Source organism: Neisseria perflava (assembly GCF_024170405.1).
GTDB lineage: Bacteria > Pseudomonadota > Gammaproteobacteria > Burkholderiales > Neisseriaceae > Neisseria > Neisseria perflava_B.
On sequence record NZ_JALJYC010000008.1, the window covers coordinates 13,783 to 33,561 of the forward strand.

The 19,779-nt window shown below is 52.9% G+C and carries 20 protein-coding genes and 5 tRNA genes; 4 read left to right on the forward strand and 21 right to left on the reverse strand.

The genetic code is table 11. From position 1 onward, the window contains the following. Positions 1–86 precede the first annotated feature (86 nt). From J2T37_RS04150 to J2T37_RS04230, 17 genes are all read right to left on the reverse strand, one after another. A tRNA-Val gene (locus tag J2T37_RS04150) sits at positions 87–162 on the reverse strand. Positions 163–212: 50 nt separating this feature from the next. After that, positions 213–289: transfer RNA gene (locus J2T37_RS04155), tRNA-Asp, on the reverse strand. A gap of 37 nt (positions 290–326) precedes the next feature. Continuing rightward, positions 327–402: transfer RNA gene (locus J2T37_RS04160), tRNA-Val, on the reverse strand. A gap of 146 nt (positions 403–548) precedes the next feature. Further along, positions 549–625, reverse strand: a tRNA-Asp gene (locus J2T37_RS04165). A gap of 36 nt (positions 626–661) precedes the next feature. Continuing rightward, positions 662–737, reverse strand: a tRNA-Val gene (locus tag J2T37_RS04170). A 70-nt stretch (positions 738–807) separates the two neighbouring features. Beyond that, a complete protein-coding gene (locus J2T37_RS04175) occupies positions 808–2,787 on the reverse strand; it encodes a monovalent cation:proton antiporter family protein (protein WP_253353967.1) in 1,980 nt (659 codons plus the stop codon). Positions 2,788–2,977: 190 nt separating this feature from the next. Then, the gene (gene fabG / locus J2T37_RS04180; RefSeq protein WP_253353968.1) at positions 2,978–3,724 is read right to left on the reverse strand and encodes a 3-oxoacyl-ACP reductase FabG; all 747 of its coding nucleotides are present in this window, start codon (positions 3,722–3,724) and stop codon (positions 2,978–2,980) included. Positions 3,725–3,786: 62 nt separating this feature from the next. Further along, positions 3,787–4,833, reverse strand: coding sequence for a hypothetical protein (locus J2T37_RS04185; protein ID WP_253353969.1), 1,047 nt, complete (start codon positions 4,831–4,833; stop codon positions 3,787–3,789). A 12-nt stretch (positions 4,834–4,845) separates the two neighbouring features. Then, positions 4,846–5,892: a hypothetical protein gene (locus tag J2T37_RS04190; RefSeq protein WP_253353970.1), complete on the reverse strand. Its 1,047-nt coding sequence runs from the start codon at positions 5,890–5,892 to the stop codon at positions 4,846–4,848. 38 nt (positions 5,893–5,930) lie between these two features. Next, a complete protein-coding gene (locus J2T37_RS04195; RefSeq protein ID WP_253353971.1) occupies positions 5,931–6,938 on the reverse strand; it encodes a hypothetical protein in 1,008 nt (335 codons plus the stop codon). A gap of 100 nt (positions 6,939–7,038) precedes the next feature. Further along, on the reverse strand, positions 7,039–7,965 hold the full coding sequence (gene fabD / locus J2T37_RS04200) for an ACP S-malonyltransferase (RefSeq protein ID WP_253353972.1): 927 nt from the start codon (positions 7,963–7,965) through the stop codon (positions 7,039–7,041). Between the two features lie 9 nt (positions 7,966–7,974). Continuing rightward, a complete protein-coding gene (locus J2T37_RS04205; RefSeq protein ID WP_253353974.1) occupies positions 7,975–9,183 on the reverse strand; it encodes a DUF1294 domain-containing protein in 1,209 nt (402 codons plus the stop codon). 181 nt (positions 9,184–9,364) lie between these two features. After that, positions 9,365–10,327, reverse strand: coding sequence for a beta-ketoacyl-ACP synthase III (locus J2T37_RS04210; protein ID WP_253353976.1), 963 nt, complete (start codon positions 10,325–10,327; stop codon positions 9,365–9,367). 157 nt (positions 10,328–10,484) lie between these two features. Next, positions 10,485–11,558 carry a phosphate acyltransferase PlsX gene (plsX, locus tag J2T37_RS04215; RefSeq protein WP_253353978.1) on the reverse strand — a complete coding sequence of 358 codons (1,074 nt, stop codon included), beginning with the start codon at positions 11,556–11,558 and terminating at the stop codon, positions 10,485–10,487. A gap of 75 nt (positions 11,559–11,633) precedes the next feature. Next, complete coding sequence (locus J2T37_RS04220; RefSeq protein ID WP_253353980.1) at positions 11,634–12,158, reverse strand: phosphoribosyltransferase; 525 nt, start codon at positions 12,156–12,158, stop codon at positions 11,634–11,636. A gap of 146 nt (positions 12,159–12,304) precedes the next feature. Beyond that, a complete protein-coding gene (rpmF, locus tag J2T37_RS04225) occupies positions 12,305–12,484 on the reverse strand; it encodes a 50S ribosomal protein L32 (RefSeq protein WP_253353982.1) in 180 nt (59 codons plus the stop codon). Between the two features lie 43 nt (positions 12,485–12,527). After that, positions 12,528–13,031 carry a YceD family protein gene (locus J2T37_RS04230; RefSeq protein ID WP_253353984.1) on the reverse strand — a complete coding sequence of 168 codons (504 nt, stop codon included), beginning with the start codon at positions 13,029–13,031 and terminating at the stop codon, positions 12,528–12,530. Between the two features lie 53 nt (positions 13,032–13,084). Between J2T37_RS04230 and J2T37_RS04235 the strand changes: the two genes are divergently transcribed. The 3 genes from J2T37_RS04235 (at position 13,085) to J2T37_RS04245 (ending at position 15,274) form a co-directional block, all read left to right on the forward strand. Further along, the gene (locus J2T37_RS04235) at positions 13,085–13,675 is read left to right on the forward strand and encodes a Maf family protein (RefSeq protein ID WP_253353986.1); all 591 of its coding nucleotides are present in this window, start codon (positions 13,085–13,087) and stop codon (positions 13,673–13,675) included. Positions 13,676–13,755: 80 nt separating this feature from the next. Beyond that, positions 13,756–14,466, forward strand: coding sequence for an SAM-dependent methyltransferase (locus J2T37_RS04240; RefSeq protein WP_253353988.1), 711 nt, complete (start codon positions 13,756–13,758; stop codon positions 14,464–14,466). A gap of 40 nt (positions 14,467–14,506) precedes the next feature. Continuing rightward, positions 14,507–15,274, forward strand: coding sequence for a glutamine amidotransferase-related protein (locus tag J2T37_RS04245; RefSeq protein WP_253353991.1), 768 nt, complete (start codon positions 14,507–14,509; stop codon positions 15,272–15,274). A gap of 75 nt (positions 15,275–15,349) precedes the next feature. On the opposite strand, the gene yidC is transcribed toward J2T37_RS04245, so the two are convergent. The 4 genes from yidC to rpmH all read right to left on the reverse strand — a co-directional run bounded on the left by yidC (position 15,350) and on the right by rpmH (position 17,819). Further along, a complete protein-coding gene (yidC, locus tag J2T37_RS04250) occupies positions 15,350–16,993 on the reverse strand; it encodes a membrane protein insertase YidC (protein ID WP_253353993.1) in 1,644 nt (547 codons plus the stop codon). A gap of 121 nt (positions 16,994–17,114) precedes the next feature. Beyond that, positions 17,115–17,336: a membrane protein insertion efficiency factor YidD gene (gene yidD, locus J2T37_RS04255; protein ID WP_253353995.1), complete on the reverse strand. Its 222-nt coding sequence runs from the start codon at positions 17,334–17,336 to the stop codon at positions 17,115–17,117. Continuing rightward, complete coding sequence (rnpA, locus tag J2T37_RS04260) at positions 17,336–17,683, reverse strand: ribonuclease P protein component (protein WP_253354089.1); 348 nt, start codon at positions 17,681–17,683, stop codon at positions 17,336–17,338. The genes yidD and rnpA overlap by 1 nt, the downstream gene beginning before the upstream one ends. 1 nt (position 17,684) lies before the next feature. Continuing rightward, positions 17,685–17,819 (reverse strand): 50S ribosomal protein L34, encoded by a 135-nt coding sequence (gene rpmH / locus J2T37_RS04265; protein WP_002214728.1) that lies wholly within the window; start codon positions 17,817–17,819, stop codon positions 17,685–17,687. Between the two features lie 316 nt (positions 17,820–18,135). Between rpmH and dnaA the strand changes: the two genes are divergently transcribed. After that, positions 18,136–19,722, forward strand: coding sequence for a chromosomal replication initiator protein DnaA (dnaA, locus tag J2T37_RS04270; RefSeq protein ID WP_253353997.1), 1,587 nt, complete (start codon positions 18,136–18,138; stop codon positions 19,720–19,722). Positions 19,723–19,779: the final 57 nt, after the last annotated feature.

A 19,779-nucleotide genomic window follows, 5' to 3' on the forward strand; every position in this document is an offset into this window, starting at 1 on the left:
TATTAGCATGGCTTTCAGACGGCCTATGCCGTCTGAAAGCCAATGAAAAAACAGCCTGATGTATCCAAACATCAGGCTGTTGTATGTGGTGGGTGATGACGGAGTCGAACCGCCGACATTCTGCTTGTAAGGCAGACGCTCTACCAACTGAGCTAATCACCCGTTTACTTTAGCTTATTGAAAAAGCACCGCCAAACGGTGCTTTTAAACTTTGGCGCGGCGGACGGGGCTCGAACCCGCGACCCCCGGCGTGACAGGCCGGTACTCTAACCAACTGAGCTACCACCGCGCATTGCCGTCTGAAAAAAATCAAACTGCAAAAAACTTGGTGGGTGATGACGGAGTCGAACCGCCGACATTCTGCTTGTAAGGCAGACGCTCTACCAACTGAGCTAATCACCCTTTATTGCTTGTTCAAAAAACAACCTAACTGCGTTGGCTCGTCTTGTCGTACTTGATGTACGATCCGCGACTTGCCGCCTTGTTATCTTGCTTTTTTGAACAAGCAATTGAAAATCAAATATCGTGTCAAAGATATTTTTAAATTTTGGCGCGGCGGACGGGGCTCGAACCCGCGACCCCCGGCGTGACAGGCCGGTACTCTAACCAACTGAGCTACCACCGCGCATTGCCGCCTGAAAAAATCAGACTGCAAAAAACTTGGTGGGTGATGACGGAGTCGAACCGCCGACATTCTGCTTGTAAGGCAGACGCTCTACCAACTGAGCTAATCACCCGTGTCGCAAAACTGCGAAGACGTAATTAAATCAAAAAAACGGAGGTGCTGCAAGTGATATTTGCATTTAATCAGATATTTCCTTGCAAACTCCAGTTTTCAAAAGAAATAATTTCTTCTTTTTTGCCGGCGACGACCAAGATGTCGCCGGATGCCAAAGTGAAATCGGGCGGCAGGTTTTCCAAACGGCTGGTGTTACGTCGGATAAACAGTAGCTTGATGTGGTCGCGCTCCAGCGGTAGTTCCGCCACGGTTTTGCCGATGGCGTAGGCTTCTGCAGCCAAGGGGAAGGCGTGGCGGCAGAAATTGCTTTCCGAATCAAAAGTGGTTTCGTCATCGCTGCCGACAAACAAGCCTTCCAGCGAAACATAACGGCTGCGGCGGATGCCCATCAGGGTTTGCGATACGGTGCTGTAAGGCTGGCCGTTGGCCAACATCGCGTAACCGGCCAACGCCAGGCTGGTTTCTTTGGTGTCGGAAACGGCTTCTTCCGCGCCCATTTCGGTAAAGATTTTTACATAATCATCGTTGGTGGCGCGTGCATACACCGGCATGGAAGGGTGTAGGGTCATGATGTTGTTCAATACATGTTGGGTTTCGTGCATATTATTGAGCGTAATCACAACGGTTTTGGCGCGGTTCAAGCCGGCGGCTTCCAGAATTTCTTTGCGCTTAGCATCGCCGAATGAGACCGGTTCGCCTGCATTGCGGGCGATTTGCACGCGCTCGACGTCCAAGTCCAGCGCGTAGTAGGGGATGTTTTCCTGTGCCAGAATGCGGCCGATGCTTTGGCCGCCGCGCCCGAAACCGATAATCAAGACGTGGTCGGATTTGTTCATGGTTTCCACCAGCATGGTATGCAAATCAACGGCTTTCATGTCCCAGCTGGATTTGACAAAGCGGCTGACGATTTTATCGCTGGCTTCCAAAATAAACGGTGCGGCAATCATGGAGAGCAAAATAGCGGCGGTGGCGGCCTGCTCCAATTCGGGCGATACCATATTGATTTTGCTGGAAATGGCCAGCATAACAAAGCCGAATTCGCCGCCTTGCGCCAGATACAGCGCGGCTTTCAGGCTGTCGGCTACGGGGTGTTTCATGCGGAAGGCAATCAGGAATACCACTAGGGCTTTCAGGAATAACAGCAGGACGAGCAGCACCAAAATCATCTGCCAGTTGCTGATTAAGGATTGGATGTCCAGCTTCATGCCGACGGTGATGAAGAAAAAGCCCAGTAGAATATCGCGGAACGGGCGAATGTCGTCTTCCACTTGAAAGCGGTATTCGGTTTCCGACAGCAGCATACCGGCAACAAATGCGCCCAGCGCCATCGACAAGCCTTCCAGCTCGGTCAGGTAGGCGACGCCCAGCGTGACCAGCAGCACGTTAATCATAAACAGTTCGGACGATTTGCGCTTGGCGACTTTGCGGAACCACGGCGAAATCACTTTGCTGCCGATAAAAAACAGCAGCCCCAGCGTAACCAACAGTTTGACGCCCGCCCAACCGAGTTCCGCCCACAGGTTGCCGCTGCTGCCGCCGGCCAGCGCCGGAATCAAAATCATCAGCGGCACCACGGCGATGTCTTGCATGAGCAATACGCCCATCGCCATCATGCCGTGCGGTTGGTTGAGTTCGGTTTTTTCCGCCAGAATGCGGCTGACGATGGCGGTGGACGACATGGCCAACGCGCCCGCCATCGCAAATGCCCAGTTAAACGGCGTGCCCATTACCATCAAAATGCCCATCACCGCCAGCATGGTGATGACGACCTGTAAGCCGCCCAAGCCGAATACCAAGCGGCGCAGGGCTTTGAGCTTGGGTAGGGAAAATTCCAAACCGATACTGAACATCAGAAAGACAATGCCGATTTCGCCCAAATAATCGGTGGCGTCGCTTTTCGGAATCAGGCTGAACATGCCCGGCCCGGCCAAAAAGCCGACCAGCAGATAACCGAGCATGGAGGGAATATTGAATTTGCGGCAATAGATAACGGTAATAACCGAAACAAGCAGAACGACAACGATGGGGGCAAGGGAAAATTCGTGCATGGGCGGGTTGGGCGTGGTGTGTGGATGGGTGGGTAGGCGTGCTGTTGATTACCTTTGAAGAGTATTGGCCGTGCGTTACCCGAATATGATTTGCATTATAGCAAACTCGGCAAGTGTTTCATATTTATAACAATGCCGTCTGAAAAGAAATATTTTCAGACGGCATTGGGAAGCAATACAAACAACAGGCTTACGGCATCAACATACCGCCGTTGACATGCAGCGTTTGGCCGGTAATGTATTTGGCCTGCTCCGAGGCGAGGAACAACACTGCGTCGGCGATGTCTTGCGCTTCACCGAATTTGCCCAGCGCGGTTTGCGCTTCAAAGGTTTTGCGCGTTTCTTCCGGCAGGGCGCGGGTCATGTCGGTGTCGATAAAGCCCGGTGCCACGCAGTTGACGGTAATACCCCGGCTGCCGACCTCGCGCGCCATGGATTTGGAGAAACCGATTAAGCCGGCTTTGGCGGCTGCGTAGTTGGTCTGACCCGCATTGCCCATTACGCCGACAACCGATGTGATGTTGATGATACGGCCGCTGCGTTGCTTCATCATGCCGCGCAATACGGCTTTAGAGGCGCGGAACACGGATTTGAGGTTGACCTGCATGATGTCGTCCCACTCTTCCTCTTTCATGCGCATCAACAGGTTATCGCGGGTAATGCCGGCATTGTTGACCAAAATATCCAGTTTGCCGAAGGTTTTTTCCACTTCGGCAATCAGGTTTTCGATGGTTTCCGGCTCGGCCGAATTCAAAGCGCGGCCTTCGCCGCCCCATTGCGCCAAACGCTCGCTGATGGCGGCCGCACCGCTTTCGCTGGTGGCCGTGCCGATGACTTTTGCACCCGCCGCCGCCAAAGTATCGGCGATTGCCGCGCCGATACCGCGTGAAGCGCCGGTAACGAGGGCGACTTTGCCGGTCAAATCTTGGTTGCTCATGCTTTTTCCTTTTCGGTTGGTTTTTCAGACGGCTTCTTTATAGCATAAATAGGGTATTTAATCTAATTATGCGATATGTCGGGCAAGCTAATGGCCTGATACGGCGGCATATCGAAAACGTAGCGTATCCAGTTGCCGAAGCTGTATTTCTGGTGCACGTTTTCGGGCAGTGCGCGACATGGTGTGTTTAGGAAATCGGCCAGTTTATCGGAAGCGGTTTCGTTCCAAACCAGGATGTTTTCCGGTCGGTAAAAATCGTAATATTGCACGGCGGTATTGCTGGTAATCAGTTTTTTGCCAAACCGTAAGGCATCGAAAATGCGGAACGACAGCCCTTGATGATCGCCGCTGACAAAATCAACCACGGCTGAGGCCGTCTGAATTTTTTGCAGATTTTGATCGAATGTCAGCACGCTGCTGCGGTCTAGATAGCTTATGCCGTCGCTGCCGAAGGCTTGGCAGGCGCGGTCGTCTTTGCTGTAAATGTGAAAGTCCAACGGCAGTTTCAGACGGCGTGCGCTGTCGAGAAAGCGGCGGGTGTCGGCTTCGCGGGTCGGGTCGTAACCGCCGAGAAAATAGATACCTCCTTTTGTAGCGGATGACGGTTTGGGCAAGGGGAAGTCGAAATAAAAATTGGTGGCCGTCTGAAAAGCGTATTGCGGGTATTGGTCGATGTCTTGTTTGTCGAACACGAAAAAGCGGTCGAAATACGGCAGATATTCGAGAATATCGGGGAAGCGGTCAATGCCGTCCCATTGGTAATTAACGCAGATTTTGCTGTGTGCACGAATCGCGGCGATGATTTCTTTTGGATAGATATTGGCGCGGATACACAGGGCGTAATCGGCTTTTTTACCGTTTAGTTGCGCCAGTTTGAGCGAAATGTCGGCCAGATGGGGCGCAAAACGCAGGGATTTTTTGTAATTGCCGTCGCGGGTAATGTGTTTGTGATACAGATTTTTCAGACGGCTGCGCAGGTTCGGATAAGGCGTGTCGCGGTCGTCATAGCAAAGATTGATGACATCGAAGCCGTGAAAACGCAGATTTTTTTCGATACAGCGGTCAAGGCCGTAGAGGTAGGGGACGGCAAGGATAACAGTAGGGCGCATATTCAGACGGCCTCAGGCGGGGCGGGATGGTTCGGGCAAACTGATGGCCTGATACGGCGGTATATCCAGCATATAGCGTATCCAGTTACCAAACGCATATTTTGTATAAATTTCAGACGGCATTTCGTGATAAGGGCGGGCGGCGAAGGCGGCAAGGCCGTCTGAATTTTGGCCGTTCCACACGAAAATATTGTCGGTATGGTAAAAATCGTAGCGGGTAATGTCGGCATTGTCGGTAATCAGCTTTTTGCGGTAGCCGAGTGCTTCGAAGACGCGGAACGACAGGCCGTGGTGAATCGGGTTACGGAAATCCACCAGTATGGTAGCTTGCTGCGCGGCTCGGAGGTTGTCTGCAAACGGGCGCACGCCGTGGAAAATGTTAATGGTATCGGCGTATTGGCGGCGTAAATCTGCGCTGTCGGTATCGGTGCTGCCAATATGAAAACCGAGGGTCAGCTCGGCTTGTCCGGCTGTGGCGGCGAAGAGGTTGATGGTGTCGGTGCGCCCGGGCATATGCAGGCCGACAAAATACAGGCCGTTGCTGCTTGTGGCAGACGGTGGCAGATGGTCGAAATAGAAGTTGGTCGCCGGTAGGAAGCGGCGGTCGGCGCTCAAGTCGGCGGGGTCAAAAACGTAGCATTTGTCAAATAGACCGACAGAATCAAGGATTTCAGAGTGACGCGCCAAGCCGTCCCATTGGTAATTCACCATTTGGTGGCGCACTTGGCTTTTGATGGTGCGCAGAAATTCGTTTGAATAAATGTCGCCACGGATAAACAGGGCGTAGTCGGCGCCACCTGCTTCGGCGATTTGGCGCCGGACATCGGCCAGTAGCAGCTTGGATTTGAGCTTGCGCTTGGCATCGCGGTCGCGCAATACGGTTTGGGCGAATTTGACTTTCAGACGGCTGAACGCGGAGGGATAACGAAAAGCCTGATTGTCCATAACCGCGCTAATCACCTGAAAACCGTGGTGGCGCAGGCCGTCTGAAATGAGGCGGTAAATACCGTTGTCGGCGGGCATGCCGAGAATCACAGTAGGGCGGGCGGTATCGGACATGGTTTCACGCAATGGCGGTAAAGTGGGCGGCAAAGGGCTTATGATTCGACATCCAGCAGGCGGGTCAGCCAGTTTTTAAAGGCGTAACGCTGCTTGATGTGTGGCGGCAGAGGATGGAAAGGCCGTCTGAAAAAATCCGCCAAGTCATTCAAATTATTGCTGTCCCATACAAAAATATTGTCAGGATGGTAAAAATCGGTATCTTCGATACTTTGGTTGGTGGTAATCAGTTTTTTATCAAAACGCAGCGCATCGAAAACGCGGAACGACAGTCCATAGTGGTCGAATTGGGCGAAATCCACCAAGGCTTTGCAGCTTTGCGCGTTGCGCATATTCTCTTCAAAACTCAATACCGTATCCCGATTCAGATAGGTCACGCTGTTGTTGCCGAAGGCTTTACGGGCGCGGTCATCTTTGCAGTAGATGTAAAAATCCAGCGGTAGATCCAAGCGTTTGGCCTCTTCGATAAACAGCTTGGTACGCTCTTCGCGGCGCGATTCGTAGCCGCCGAGAAAATACAGGTTGGCATTGGCGGTGCAGGGCGCTACTGGCAGATCGAAATAAAAATTGGTGGTGGCTTTCAGACGGTATTGCGGATAGCGCTTGACGTCTTCCGGGTCGAATACCCAACAGCGGTCGAAATAAGGCAGGTATTGCAGAATGTCGGGGAAACGGCCGATACCGTCCCATTGGTAATTCACGCAAATTTCGCTGTGTTCGCGGATGGTGGCGATGATTTCTTTGGGGTAGATGTTTGCTCTAATGCAAATGGCATAATCAGCCTTGCATTTACCCAAGGCTGCCAATTTTGCACGCATATCGTCTTGGTAGCGGGAAAATTTCAGCTTTTTCTTGTAGTTTAAATCTTTGGTCACCAGCTTGTGATAGGCGCTGATGAGGTGGCTGCCAAGGTTGGGGTAAAAAGAGTCCCTGTCGTCATAGCACAGGTTGATGACGTCAAAACCATGAAAACGGAGGTTTTTTTCAATATATTGATCAAACCCGTACATGTAAGGCACGGCCAGAATGACGGTTTTTTTAATCATAACGGTATTGGCGGCGTGTTTTTATCTCGTTATTGTTATTCAGACGGCCTTGAGCGTCAAGGCCGTCTGAATATTGCCGGGTAGTGGTGTCGGCGCAGGTTTAATGTTCAGCAACAAACGCGGCAACTTGCCCGGCATCGGTCAGCGGGCTGCATACGGCTGCTTTGTTAATGCGTTTGGCCAAGCCTGCTAAGACTTTGCCCGGGCCGCATTCGGCTGACTCGGTAATGCCGTCTGCAACCAAAGCATTGACGGTTTCAGTCCAGCGCACGGGGCTGTAAAGCTGGCGCACCAGCGCGTCTTTGATTTTGTCGGCATCATCGTAAGAAGCAACGTCGGCATTGTGAATCACGCGGATTTGCGGCTGCTTAATGTTAACGCTTTGCAGCGCCTCGGCCAATTTGTCGGCGGCGGGTTTCATCAGGCTGCAATGTGAAGGCACGGATACCGGCAGCGGCAGAGCGCGTTTGGCACCAGCTTCTTTGGCGGCAGCCATGGCGCGTTCGACGGCGGCGGTGTTACCCGCAATCACCACTTGGCCGGGCGAGTTGAAGTTGACGGCTTCCACCACTTCGCCTTCTTGGGCAGCTGCGCAGATGTCTTTGATTTGTTGGTCTTCCAAGCCCAAAATCGCTGCCATCGCGCCCACGCCTTGCGGCACGGCCGATTGCATGAGTTCGGCACGCAGGCGCACCAGTTTCACCGCATCGGCAAAATCCAGCGCACCGGCGGCAACGAGGGCGGTGTATTCGCCCAAGCTGTGTCCGGCAACCACGGTCGGGGTTTTGCCGCCCGCTTCCAGATAGGCGCGGCAGGTGGCGATACCGGCAGCCAGCATAATCGGCTGGGTATTAACGGTTTGGCCGATAATGCCGGCGTCGTCGCCGTTAATCATCGCCCACAGGTCTTGACCGAGTGCGGCGGAAGCTTCGTCAAAAGTGGCTTTGACCACAGGGGTATCAGCAAAACCGTTCATCATGCCCAGGCTTTGCGAGCCTTGGCCGGGGAAGAAAAATGCAAAAGACATGATATTCCTTTAGTTTTTCAATAAAGAGAGAAGAGGATTATCGGTGTAATGTATCAGCAGGCCATAGGTTATGGCAATATTTATCGCCACGCTCAGCCAAAAAATACGGATAAAGCGGGTTTTGCTGGTCTTGTGGTTGTAAGCGGCACGTGCGATGAGTGCGCCCGGCCAGCCGCCGATGATATCGGCCAAATGCAGGTTTTTTTCCGGAACGCGGCCGATATAGCCGCTGTTTTTGCTGCTTTTTTGGGCGATTTGCTTATCGTTGCGGTAGAGAATGAAAGAAATCAGGCTGAACAGTAGATACAGCACGGCCAGTTTAACGGAAAAATAGGCAACGGCAGCCAAAAAGACGACAGCAATCAGGATGTTGGTCAGAAATTTGGGCATGTCGATGTTTAAGCGGTCGTAGTCTGGCGGCAGGGCATTAAACAGGGCGCATTCATCGCCTTGCAAGACGACTTTAACGGCTTTCTGGCTGTCTTGACTGGTGGCATGGTTACAGTAGAAGCTGACTTTTTGGCCGGTTTTCGGTCGGCGGGTGGCGTAATGGAAGGCGCTGATGTGGAAAAAGACGGTTTGAAATTGGTCGCCGAAACGGATAAAACCGTAGCCTTTTTCATCGTTCCAATTTACGACGGTGCCGCTCATGACTTGGTGGGGCGGCAGCAGGTTATGGGGTTCGGCCGGTTCGACAGGCATTTCAACCGGAGCGGGGGCTTGAGCCGTCTGAACGGTTTCTTCCTCCGGCTCGGGTTTTAGGGTAACAGGCGCTTGGGCGCGGATAACGGCGTCCACCAGCAGCCATTGGCCGTTGTCATGCTGGCGCAGGTTGCCTTCGAGACAGTCGCCCGGAGCGGGTGCGCGGCCTTGGTCGGCTAAAAATTGCCCCAGCACAAATACATTGCGTTCGGGATTGTGGTTGTCGGTGCCGAAGCCACCGTTTTGCATGAAATCCCATTCGGTTAAGGTAATGGTGGTGTGGTAATGGGCGGGCGGCTCTTCGGTAATGGGTGCGATGTTATAGGCCACCAGACGGTCGGCGTGGTTTTCGATGAAAAAGCAGACGCGGTCACCGGCTTGCGGAGACGGATAATCGGGCGATAGGTTTTGCCCGTCGGCAAACAGCCGTTTGCCTAAATTGTCTGGGCGGATTGAACAGCGTTTCATGTCGTCAAACCAGTTGACAACGGTACCGTAATATTTGTGCTGGGTCATTGTTATTATGCGGGAGGCGAATCCCAAAATTATAGTAATTCAGTTGATAATAGATAAAATCAGATTATATAAGCTTATTATTTATATTGGGTAGAAAAATTAAAACAGCATAGCAAAGGCCGTCTGAAAAGCATGCGCCGGTAAGGGTATGCGCTTTCAGATGGCCTTGCAGATAACATCATCAGTATTTCACCAATACCGCGCCCCATGCGAAACCGCCGCCGATGCCTTCGAGCAGCAGGTTTTGGCCGCGCTTGATTTGGCCGTTTTTAATGCCGGTATCCAGCGCCAGCGGGATGGAGGCGGCGGAGGTATTGCCTTGCTCCTGCACGGTCAGAATCACTTTGTCCATGCTCAAGCCCAAATGTTTGGCGGTGGATTCGATAATGCGCTTGTTGGCCTGGTGCGGCACAATCCAGTCGATTTGCTCGGCGGTGTAACCGGCTTCGGCAATCACTTCGTCGGCGACTTTGGCCAGCATTTTGACGGCGAATTTGAATACGCCCGGGCCGTCCATTTTCACATAAGGTGTGCCGCAGATTTGACCGTCGGCGATTTGCGCGGGCACGTTGAGCAGATTCAGATAATTGCCGTCGGCCTGTAATTTGCTATGGATGATACCGGGTTCGTCAGACGCGCCCAAGACCACTGCGCCGGCGCCGTCGCCAAATAAAACGCAGGTGGTACGGTCGTTCCAATCGACAATACGGCTGAAGGTTTCCGCGCCGATGACGAGGGCTTTTTTGCTCATGCCGCTTTTAATGTAGGCATTGGCGGTATTCAGCGCATACATGAAACCGGCGCACACGGCCTGCACGTCAAAGGCGGGGCAGCCGTTGGTGATGCCGAGTTTTTGCTGTACGATGGTGGCTGTGGAGGGGAACTGCATGTCGGGGGTGGCGGTGGCGACGATAATCAAATCAATGTCGGCTGCCTCCACGCCCGCGTCTTCCAGCGCACGGCGAGCCGATTGCGCGGCCAGGTCGCTGGTTTTTTCGCTTTCGTCTGCAATATGGCGGAATTTGATACCGGTGCGGGTGGTGATCCATTCGTCGGAAGTATCGACTTTTTTCGCCAGTTCGTCGTTGCTGACGCGGTTGGCGGGAAGATAGCTGCCGGTGCCGAGGATTTTGGCATATTGCATAGGAAAGCCTTTTCTTTGGGAAATGTTGGTACGAAAAGATTATTGTAAGCGAAAATGTAGGGGTTTTGGAATAAAAACGCAAGGCCGTCTGAAAACAAAAGAGATGTTTTCAGACGGCCTTGCACTTGAATACCGCCATCAGGTTGTGTTGTAAAGTTTACAGCGAGCTGCTGATGTGGCTGGCGGCGCTGGTGTCGGCTTCCTGCTGCTTGACTTCGGCAAGGGCGGCCAGTTGGACGGCGACGCCTTGTTCGATTTTTTCCAAAATATCAGATTTAGCTTCGTGGTAAGCCTCTTTCAAGGCATACATGAAGCCGACTTCGTCAGTACCGCCGTGGCTTTTAATCACCACGCCGCGCAAGCCGAGGAAAATCGCGCCGTTGAACTTGCGCGGGTCGAGCTTTTGTTTGAAACCGCGCAGGGCGGGCAAGGCGACGGCGGCGGCCAGTTTGTTGAACAGGCTGCGGGTAAATTCCTGCTTGATGGCTTTACCCATGAATTTAACCGTGCCTTCGATGGTTTTGAGCATGATGTTGCCGACAAAACCGTCTGCCACCACCACGTCGGCTTTGTTGCCGAAAATATCGTCGCCTTCGACATTGCCGATAAAATTCAGCTTACTGCTTTGCAGCAGCTTGAAGGTTTGCTTGACGGTGTCCGTACCTTTGATGTCTTCGCTGCCGACGTTTAAGAGGCCGACGCGAGGTTGGCCGTTTTCAGGATGCAAGGCCTGCACCAATTCGCTGCCGATGACGGCAAATTGGGTGAGTAAATCGGCATTGCAATCGACATTGGCGCCCAAGTCCAACACCAAAGTCATGTGGCCGTCTTTGCCGGGCAGGAATTTGGCGATGGCGGGGCGTTCGATACCGGGGATGGTTTTCAAGACGAAACGTGCCGTCGCCATCAGCGCACCGGTATTGCCGGCGGAGACGGCGGCTTGGGCGTTGTCCTCTTTGACTTGGTTAATTGCCACGCGCATGGACGAATCTTTTTTGTTTTTCAAAGCCAGCTGCGGCGCTTCGTCCATGCCGACCACTTGAGTGGCGTGGACGACGCTGATTCTGTCCATCGGCGCATGGGCTTTGGCCAAGGCTTCGTTGAGGGCGGTTTCGTCACCGACCATCAGCAGGCGCACATCGGGCTGTTGTTTTAAAAAGGCAACCGCGCCGGGAACGGTCACGTTCAAACCGGCATCGCCGCCCATGGCATCTACGGCTAATGTAATCATGGTGGTTCTCTATGGTACTTTTCAGACGGCCTGATACGGCTATGCCGTCTGAAAACGGAAAGGCGGCAGTCGGCCTTAGCGGTTGGCTGCGGCCAAGCGGTTGTGTTCGTCGATGTCTTCGGCGTCCCAAGGGTAGTTAATCCACCAGTCTTCTACGGTGATGCCGCTGAAGTAGGGAATGCCTTCGGGCAGTTTGCCGGTTTTCGGTTTGATTTTTTCGTGCAAAACGGCCACGCCGATGGTGCCGAAATCTTCTTTTTGCAGTTCGCTCAGACAAAATTCCATGGTAACGCGGCTGTCGTCCACTTCATCGACCACCAATACGTTTTTGCCTCGGATGGCTTCGGGAATGGGATCGAGCCATTGCACTTTTTTAACTTCTTCGGTGACTTGGCCTTCGTTGTCGCTGTCGTAATAAGCGGTGGTAACGGCGTAAATCGGGATGTCTAAAAAGCAGCGCAGGATACGGGCAGGGATAAAGCCGCCGCCGCCGATGGCAATCATGGCATCGTATTTGACGCCGGATTGTTGGATTTTTTCCGCCAGCTGCTTAATCACGCGGTGGATGTCGTCGTAGGTGTACCAGATTTTCTGTTTCATACTGCGTTCCGTAATTCGGATGAAATAGCCGTGTCGCAACCGGCCGTATTGTTATGCGGGTGAGGGTCTGAAAATAATAGGGATAATACAAAAAAGCCAGTCATTGCGTGAAGGCAATATGCTGGCTTTTTCGTCAGACGGATAAATTATTCGTCTTTGGCTTTAACCACTTTACGGCCGCGGTACATACCGTTCGGCGAAATGTGGTGCGGGCGGTGTACTTCGCCGGTGGTGCTGTCAACAGACAGAGACGGCGCAGTCAGCGCATCGTGTGAACGGTGCATACCGCGTTTAGAAGGGGATTTTTTGTTTTGTTGAACGGCCATTTCAAGCTCCTAGATAAATAAAACTGTGTCCTAATTCCACTGCTTAGGAGCTTTTTAAGCCCGCTAAAACAGCAAAGGGGTTGGGTTTGTCCTGATTGACCTGCTTCAAATCGGCATTGCCGCAGTCTTCGTGGCGCGGTGAAAACGGCAAAGCCATCAGGATTTGGTCTTCAACCAAGGTGCGCACATCCAGCTCTTTTTCCAACAGCATGCCTTCCAATTCTTCATCGGCAAGCATGGCCTCGTCAAGGGCGGCTTCGTCGGCAAACAGCACGATACGGCTTTGTTCGTCCAAATCAAACGGTACGGGGTGGATACAGCGCTGGCACAGCAGCGGCATATCATCGGCCTTGACCGTCAAATCTAAAAACAAACGCTGCCAGCGGTCGCGCCCGCCTTGCAGGGTAAACGCGATTTCGCTGTGTTTGTCGGCAAAATATTCGTGCGACCAAACGCGCTCGTCCAATTCCTCCAAGCGGAAACTGCCTTGCAGATTCTGCTTTTCGGCGGCGAATACTTCGGGGTCAATCAAATTAGGGTCTGACATAAACGGGGTATGATATAATTTCGGCAGTCTAACGTCAATATTTTTAAGCAAAAATGAGTGAAAAACTGCCTTTGGTATTAGGATCGAGCTCGGTCTTCCGCCACGCCCAGCTTGAGCGTTTGGGCGTGGCCTTTCAGACGGCCTCGCCGGATTTCGACGAAACCCCCGTTGCGGGCGAAAGTGCCGAGCAGACGGCTTTACGCCTGGCAAGCGGTAAGGCGCAGTCGCTGGCGGCGCAGTTTCCGCGCGCGCTCATTATCGGCGCGGATCAAGTGGCTTGGTGCAACAATCAGCAGTTGGGCAAACCGATGAGCGTGGCGAAGGCGCAACAAATGCTGGCCGAATTGTCGGGACAGCGCATTGAATTTTGCAGCGCAATCGTGCTTTTGAACACCGTTAGCGGACATTTGCAGCAGCATGTCGATAAAACCGTCGTTACCATGCGCACTTTGTCTGCCGAACAAATCCGCCGCTACCTTGAACGCGAGCCGGACGCGGTGTATTGCGCGGGTGCGGCCAAGAGCGAAGGCTTGGGCGCGGCGCTGTTGGAAAAAATCGACAGCAGCGATCCGAATGCCCTTATCGGCCTGCCTGTGTTCCGCCTGATTGATTTTTTAAAGAATGAAGGTGTGGCAGTGTTGTAGGGTGGGTCTTGACCCGCCAATGAACCGAATATCTGTGCAAATGGTGGGTTAAAACCTACCCTACATTAACGAAAGCAAATATGACCCCGATTTTATATTTAATCCCTACCCCTTTGGGTGCGCCCGATACCCCCTGCCTGCTGCCGCACGAGCAGGCGCAGATTGTCGGTTTGACCGATTTTGTGGTGGAGGCGGAAAAAACCGCCCGCGCCCATTTGAAACATTTGGGTGTGACCACGCCGATACGCGAATTAAACCTGCAAACGCTGAACGAGCATACCGATTTGAAAACCCTGCCCGCCTTGCTCAAACCTTTGCAGGAAGGGCGCAGCATGGGTATTGTCAGCGAAGCGGGCTGTCCGGCGGTGGCCGATCCCGGCGCCAATCTGGTGGCGCTGGCGCATGCGCACGGTTTTGAAGTGCGCCCGCTGGTCGGCCCTTCCAGCCTGCTGCTGGCGCTGATGGCTTCGGGTGCTAACGGCCAAAGTTTTGCCTTTAAAGGCTATCTGCCGTCTGAAAAAGGCGAGCGTATCCAAGCCTTGAAAGCCTTGGAGCAGCGTTCGCGCCAACACAACGAAACGCAATTATTCATTGAAACGCCGTACCGCAATGACGCAATGTTGGCCGATGCGTTGGCGCAACTGTACCCCGCCACCCGCTTGTGCGTCGCTTGTGATTTAACCTTGCCGAGCCAAATGATTGTCAGCCAAACTGTGGCCGATTGGCGTAAGATGGAGATCTTGCCGGATTTGAAAAAACGTCCGACGATTTTTGTGTTGTACGCGGCATAACCTCTGCCGGTTTCACGGTGTAAAAACGAAAGGAATTGCAATGGCTACAGTGGCTGCTGTCCGTCATGTGGCATTTGAGGATTTGGGCATTTTGGAAACGCTGTTTGCCAAGCGTGGCGATACGGTGGTGTATTTTGACGCGCCGGTTGCTAATTTTACTGATAGCGCTTTGCAGGAGGCGGATTTACTGGTGGTGTTGGGGGCGCCGATAGGGGCGTTTGATGATGCGCTGTATCCGTTTTTAAGCGCTGAAGCCGAATGTATCCGCCGCCGTGTGGCTTCGGATAAGGCCGTGTTGGGTATTTGCCTGGGCGCACAGCTTATCGCGCGGGTATTGGGGGCGCAGGTGAATCCAATGGGCGTGAAGGAAATTGGTTTTAAACCGCTGGAGCTGACCAACGAGGGTAAACAGTCGCCGCTGCGCCATTTGGCGGGTGTGCCGGTATTGCATTGGCACGGTGACTGTTTTGGTTTGCCGCAGGGGGCGACTTCATTGGCTTATACCAATGTCAGCCATGAGCGGGGATTTTCTCTTGGTGGCAAATTATTGAGTTTGGAGCTTTCTATGGAATCGGAGATTTACTGCGAACAGGCTTTTTCGGTCGGCAACAAGGTCTTGGGCTTGCAATTTCATTTGGAAGCAGATACCGACAAAATCGAATATTGGCTAGTCGGTCATGCCTGCGAGTTGGTACAGGCTGAGGTAGACTTACAGCAAATCCGTAATAACGCCAAGCGTGAAGGTCAACGTTTGCAGGCTGCGGCATGGCAGACCATGACCGAATGGCTGGACGCTGCGTTGACATAAAACGGGCATAACAAAAATTCAAAAAGGCCGTCTGAAAAATCGAATTTTCAGACGGCCTTTATTATTTAAAGCGGCTTAAGAAACCACTTCGCCTTGCGTGCGCTGTTTCTCAATGCTCTTATTGATAAACCACTGTTGGGCGATGGTCAGCAGGTTGTTGACCACCCAGTACAGCACCAAACCGGCAGGGAAGAAGAAGAACATAATGGAGAAAATCAAAGGCATGATTTTCATCATTTTTGCCTGCATCGGATCGGTCGGCGGCGGGTTTAAATAAGTTTGGATAAACATCGTCGCAGCCATAATCAGCGGCAGGATAAAGTAGGGGTCGGGGCGGCTCAAATCGTGAATCCAGCCTAACCACGGCGCCTGGCGCAGTTCTACCGAAGCGAAAATCGCCCAGTACAGACCGATGAATACCGGAATCTGCAACAACATCGGCAGACAGCCGCCGAGCGGGTTGATTTTCTCGTCTTTGTACATCTGCATCATGGCCTGTTGTTGCGCCATGCGGTCATCGCCGTATTTGTCTTTAATGGCTTGCAGCTTCGGCGCGACGGCGCGCATTTTCGCCATGGAGCGGTAAGAAGCGTTGGTCAGCGGGAACAAAATCGCTTTCACGATAATGGTCAGGCCGATAATCGCCCAGCCCCAGTTGCCGATTAAATCGTGCAGCTTGTTCAAGAGCCAAAACAGCGGAGAGGCAAACCAATGCACTTTGCCGTAGTCTTTGGCCAGTTGCAGCTTGTCGGCCACTTTCACCAAGGTGCTGGTGGTTTGCGGGCCGGCGTAGAGGTTGACGGCGATGTCGGTTTTGCCGTTGCTCGGAATGGCAGCTAAAGGCACGCTCACGCCGGCGCTGTATAAATTGTCGCCACGGCGTTTGACGCTGATTTGGCAATCACCGGCGGCGCAAACGCTTTTACCGTCTTTAGGTTGCAAAATCCAAGTGGACATAAAGTGGTGCTGGATCATGCCCAGCCAGCCGGTCGGGGTTTTGCGCACGTATTCGGCTTCGTCTTTGCCGGATTTGGCGTCATCATCCAAGTCAGAGAAGGAGACTTTCTGGAATTTTCCTTCCGGTGTGTACACCACCGGGCCGACATAGGATTTAGTGAAATAACCTTGGCCTTCGGGTTCGCTGTGGTCACGCACGATTTGGTAACCAGCGGTCAAATTAACCGGATGGCCGCTGGCGTTGGTTACGTCAAAACGGACGTTGATTTCGTAGCTGCCTTTGTCGAACGTATAAACTTTGTCGATTTTCAGGCCGTTGGTTTCCGGTGCACTCAGGCGCACTTCCACTTTATCGCCGTTTAGCGTGTAGTTTTGCTGCGGCGCGGTAAAGCTGACGCCCTTCAAGACATTATTGCCTTGCGCGTCAAGCAATTCGGATTGGGCGACGTAGGTGTAGGTTTTGCTGTCGTTAAACAAGACAAACGGTTTGCTTTCGTCGCCTGTGGCTTCGTATTTCAACAAAGTCAGTTGGCGCAAATCGCCGCTGTTTTCATCAATGACGGCTTTAACCGTGTCGGTGGTGACCGTAATCGGTTTGGCCAGGGTCAGCGCGGCTTCGGTGTTGGTGGTCGCGGCTTTTTGCTGCTGTTGCGCGGCCTGTTGTTGCGCCTGTGTCGGTTTTGGGGAGGGGAATAATTTTTCCCAGCCCATCAAAATCACAAGGGCAATGGCGAAAAACGCCAAAAGTCTTTTAAAATCCATAACAAATTCCTGGTACGGAGGGATGGGTGAACAGTGTTTCAGACGGCATTATATAGAAAATGCAGCGAAAATACAGGGAAAATGCGCGGTATGGCTGCGAAAAGGCCGTCTGAAAACGGCCTTAAGGTACAGGGTCATGCCCGTGTCCGCCCCACGGATGGCAACGCGCAATGCGTTTGAGCGCCAGCAGGCCGCCTTTGGCCGCGCCGTACTTGCGCACAGCTTCCAGCGCATATTGCGAACAGGTCGGCGTGTAGCGGCAGCGCGGCGGAATCAGCGGGCTGATACAATATTGGTAAAATTTTACCAAGCCTATCAGTAGTTTGGCAGCTAATTTTGACATCAGCGTTTTTGTTTTTTCAGCATTAATTGCGCCAGCTGTGCACGCGCCTGCGCACCGTCTGTACGGGTAAAGGCGCGGCTGACCCGTACCACATAATCATGCGGCGGCAGCTCGGCCTTGTGGCAGCGGAACCAGTCGCGAATCACACGTTTAATGTAATTGCGGCGGTTGGCGCGTTTGGCGGTTTTTTTGCCCACCACCAAGCCTAAGCGCGGATGGCCGAGGCCGTTGTCGCCCGATTGGGAAACTTGCAGCAAATCGCGGCTTTTGCGGTTTCTATACGCAAAAACGGATGAAAATTCATCCGTTTTTAATAAGCGATACTGCTTGCCGAAGCGGTTGTCCAACTTACACGGCCAAGCGTTTGCGGCCTTTGGCACGGCGTGCAGCCAATACTGCGCGACCGCCACGGGTTTTGGAGCGAACCAGGAAGCCGTGGGTGCGTTTGCGTTTGGTAACAGAAGGTTGATAAGTGCGTTTCATGTCTTTTCCTAAAAAAGCGGTAGAATTAAACCGTGAATTACACCCCAATTTGCCGCTTTTGTCAATCAATATAAAAACTTTGCGCCAAAATCGACCGGATGGGGTGCGGCAGGTGTTGGATTTTTTACCTTACCGGAAGATGAGGATGCAGCAGACGGTGTGGAAAAATCTGCACCGGTGGCTGTAACTGTGGATAAAATCGGTTATAATCGGCAGCTGTTAAAGATTTATTTTTATTTAGGCCGTCTGAAAACCGCAATCTTCCTTTTTCAGACGGCCTGTCTGCCCTTTGTGTTTGATTTTCCGAGCCTTACCCATGACGCTAGCTGAATTTTGGCCGCAGTGCCTCCGCCGACTCCATGATACTTTACCCGCGCAGCAGTTCCAGCAATGGATTGCGCCGCTGACCGTGGGCGAAGAGGGCGGCGCGTGGGTGGTGTATGGGAAAAACCAGTTTGCCTGCAATATGCTCAAAAGCCAGTTTGCCACCAAAATCGAAGCCGTGCGCGCGGAATTGGCGCCGCAGCAGGCGGCGTTTGCTTTTAAGCCGGGTGTTGGACAGAGCTACGCGATGGCGCAGGGTGTAGCGGCGGAAGCGGAGAAAAGCACAGCGACGCCGGTAGCCATTGAGGATGATGAAGCGGCTGTTTCCGCGAATGCAGATAATGGACAGGCTGCCGAACCGCAGCAGGCAGCATTGCCCGTGGATATGCCGTCTGAAAACGAATACCACGCGCCGAAAAAAAGTGCGCAGGAGATTTTGGCCGAGCGTCTGAAAAACCTGCCGCACGAGCCGCAGCTGCAAGCCGCAGCGGAAACCAAGTCCGCAAGCAAGGCCAAAAGCGAAGCGCAGCGCGAAGCGGCGGAACAGCGTTACAACCAGACCAATCTGTCGCCCGACTATACGTTTGAAACGCTGGTGGAAGGTAAGGGCAACCGCATTGCGGCCGCCGCCGCGCAAGCGATTGCTGACAAACCGGGTCATCAGAGCTACAACCCGTTTTTCCTCTATGGCAGCACCGGTTTGGGTAAAACCCACTTGGTGCAGGCCATCGGCAATGAATTGTTGAAACACAAGCCCGACGCCAAAGTGCGCTATATGCATTCCGACGACTATGTGCGCAGCCTGATGGTGGCGGCGCGTAATAACGGTTTCGAGGCGTTTAAGCAGCAATACAAGCAATACGATTTGCTGATTATCGACGACATTCAGTTTATCAAAGGCAAAGAACGTACGATGGAAGAATTTTTCTATCTGTACGAGCATTTTTATAATGAGAAAAAACAACTGATTATGACCTGCGACGTGTTGCCGGTGAAAATCGAAGACATGGACGACCGACTCAAATCGCGTTTTTCATGGGGCTTGACGCTGGAGCTGGAACCACCCGAACTGGAAATGCGCGTGGCGATTTTGCAGAAAAAAGCCGAGCTGTCGGGCGTGAACCTGACCGAAGAAGCGGCGTTTTTCATTGCCAACCTTATCCGTTCGAATGTGCGCGAACTAGAAGGCGCGTTCAACCGCGTCAGCGCCAGCAGCCGCTTTATGAACAAGCCGATTGACATCGACTTGGCGCGCGAGGCCTTGCAGGATATCATCGCGGTAAAACACAAAGTCATCACCGCCGAGATGATTATCGACGAAACCGCCAAATACTACCGCATTAAGAGCAGCGAAATCTGGGGTAAAAAGCGTACCCGCAACATCGCCCGCCCGCGCCAAACCGCCATGAGCCTGACCAAAGAGCTAACCAACCTCAGCCTGCCTGCCATCGGCGCGGCATTTGGCAACCGCGACCATACCACGGTCATGCACGCCATCAAAACCATCGCCGCGCTGCGCGAGGAAGACCCGCAGCTGAATCAGGATTATGAAAAACTGCTGATGATGTTACAAAATTGATGGCGGGGTAGGTTGGGATGAAATCCCAACATTTATCTCTATAACTGTTACCGAATT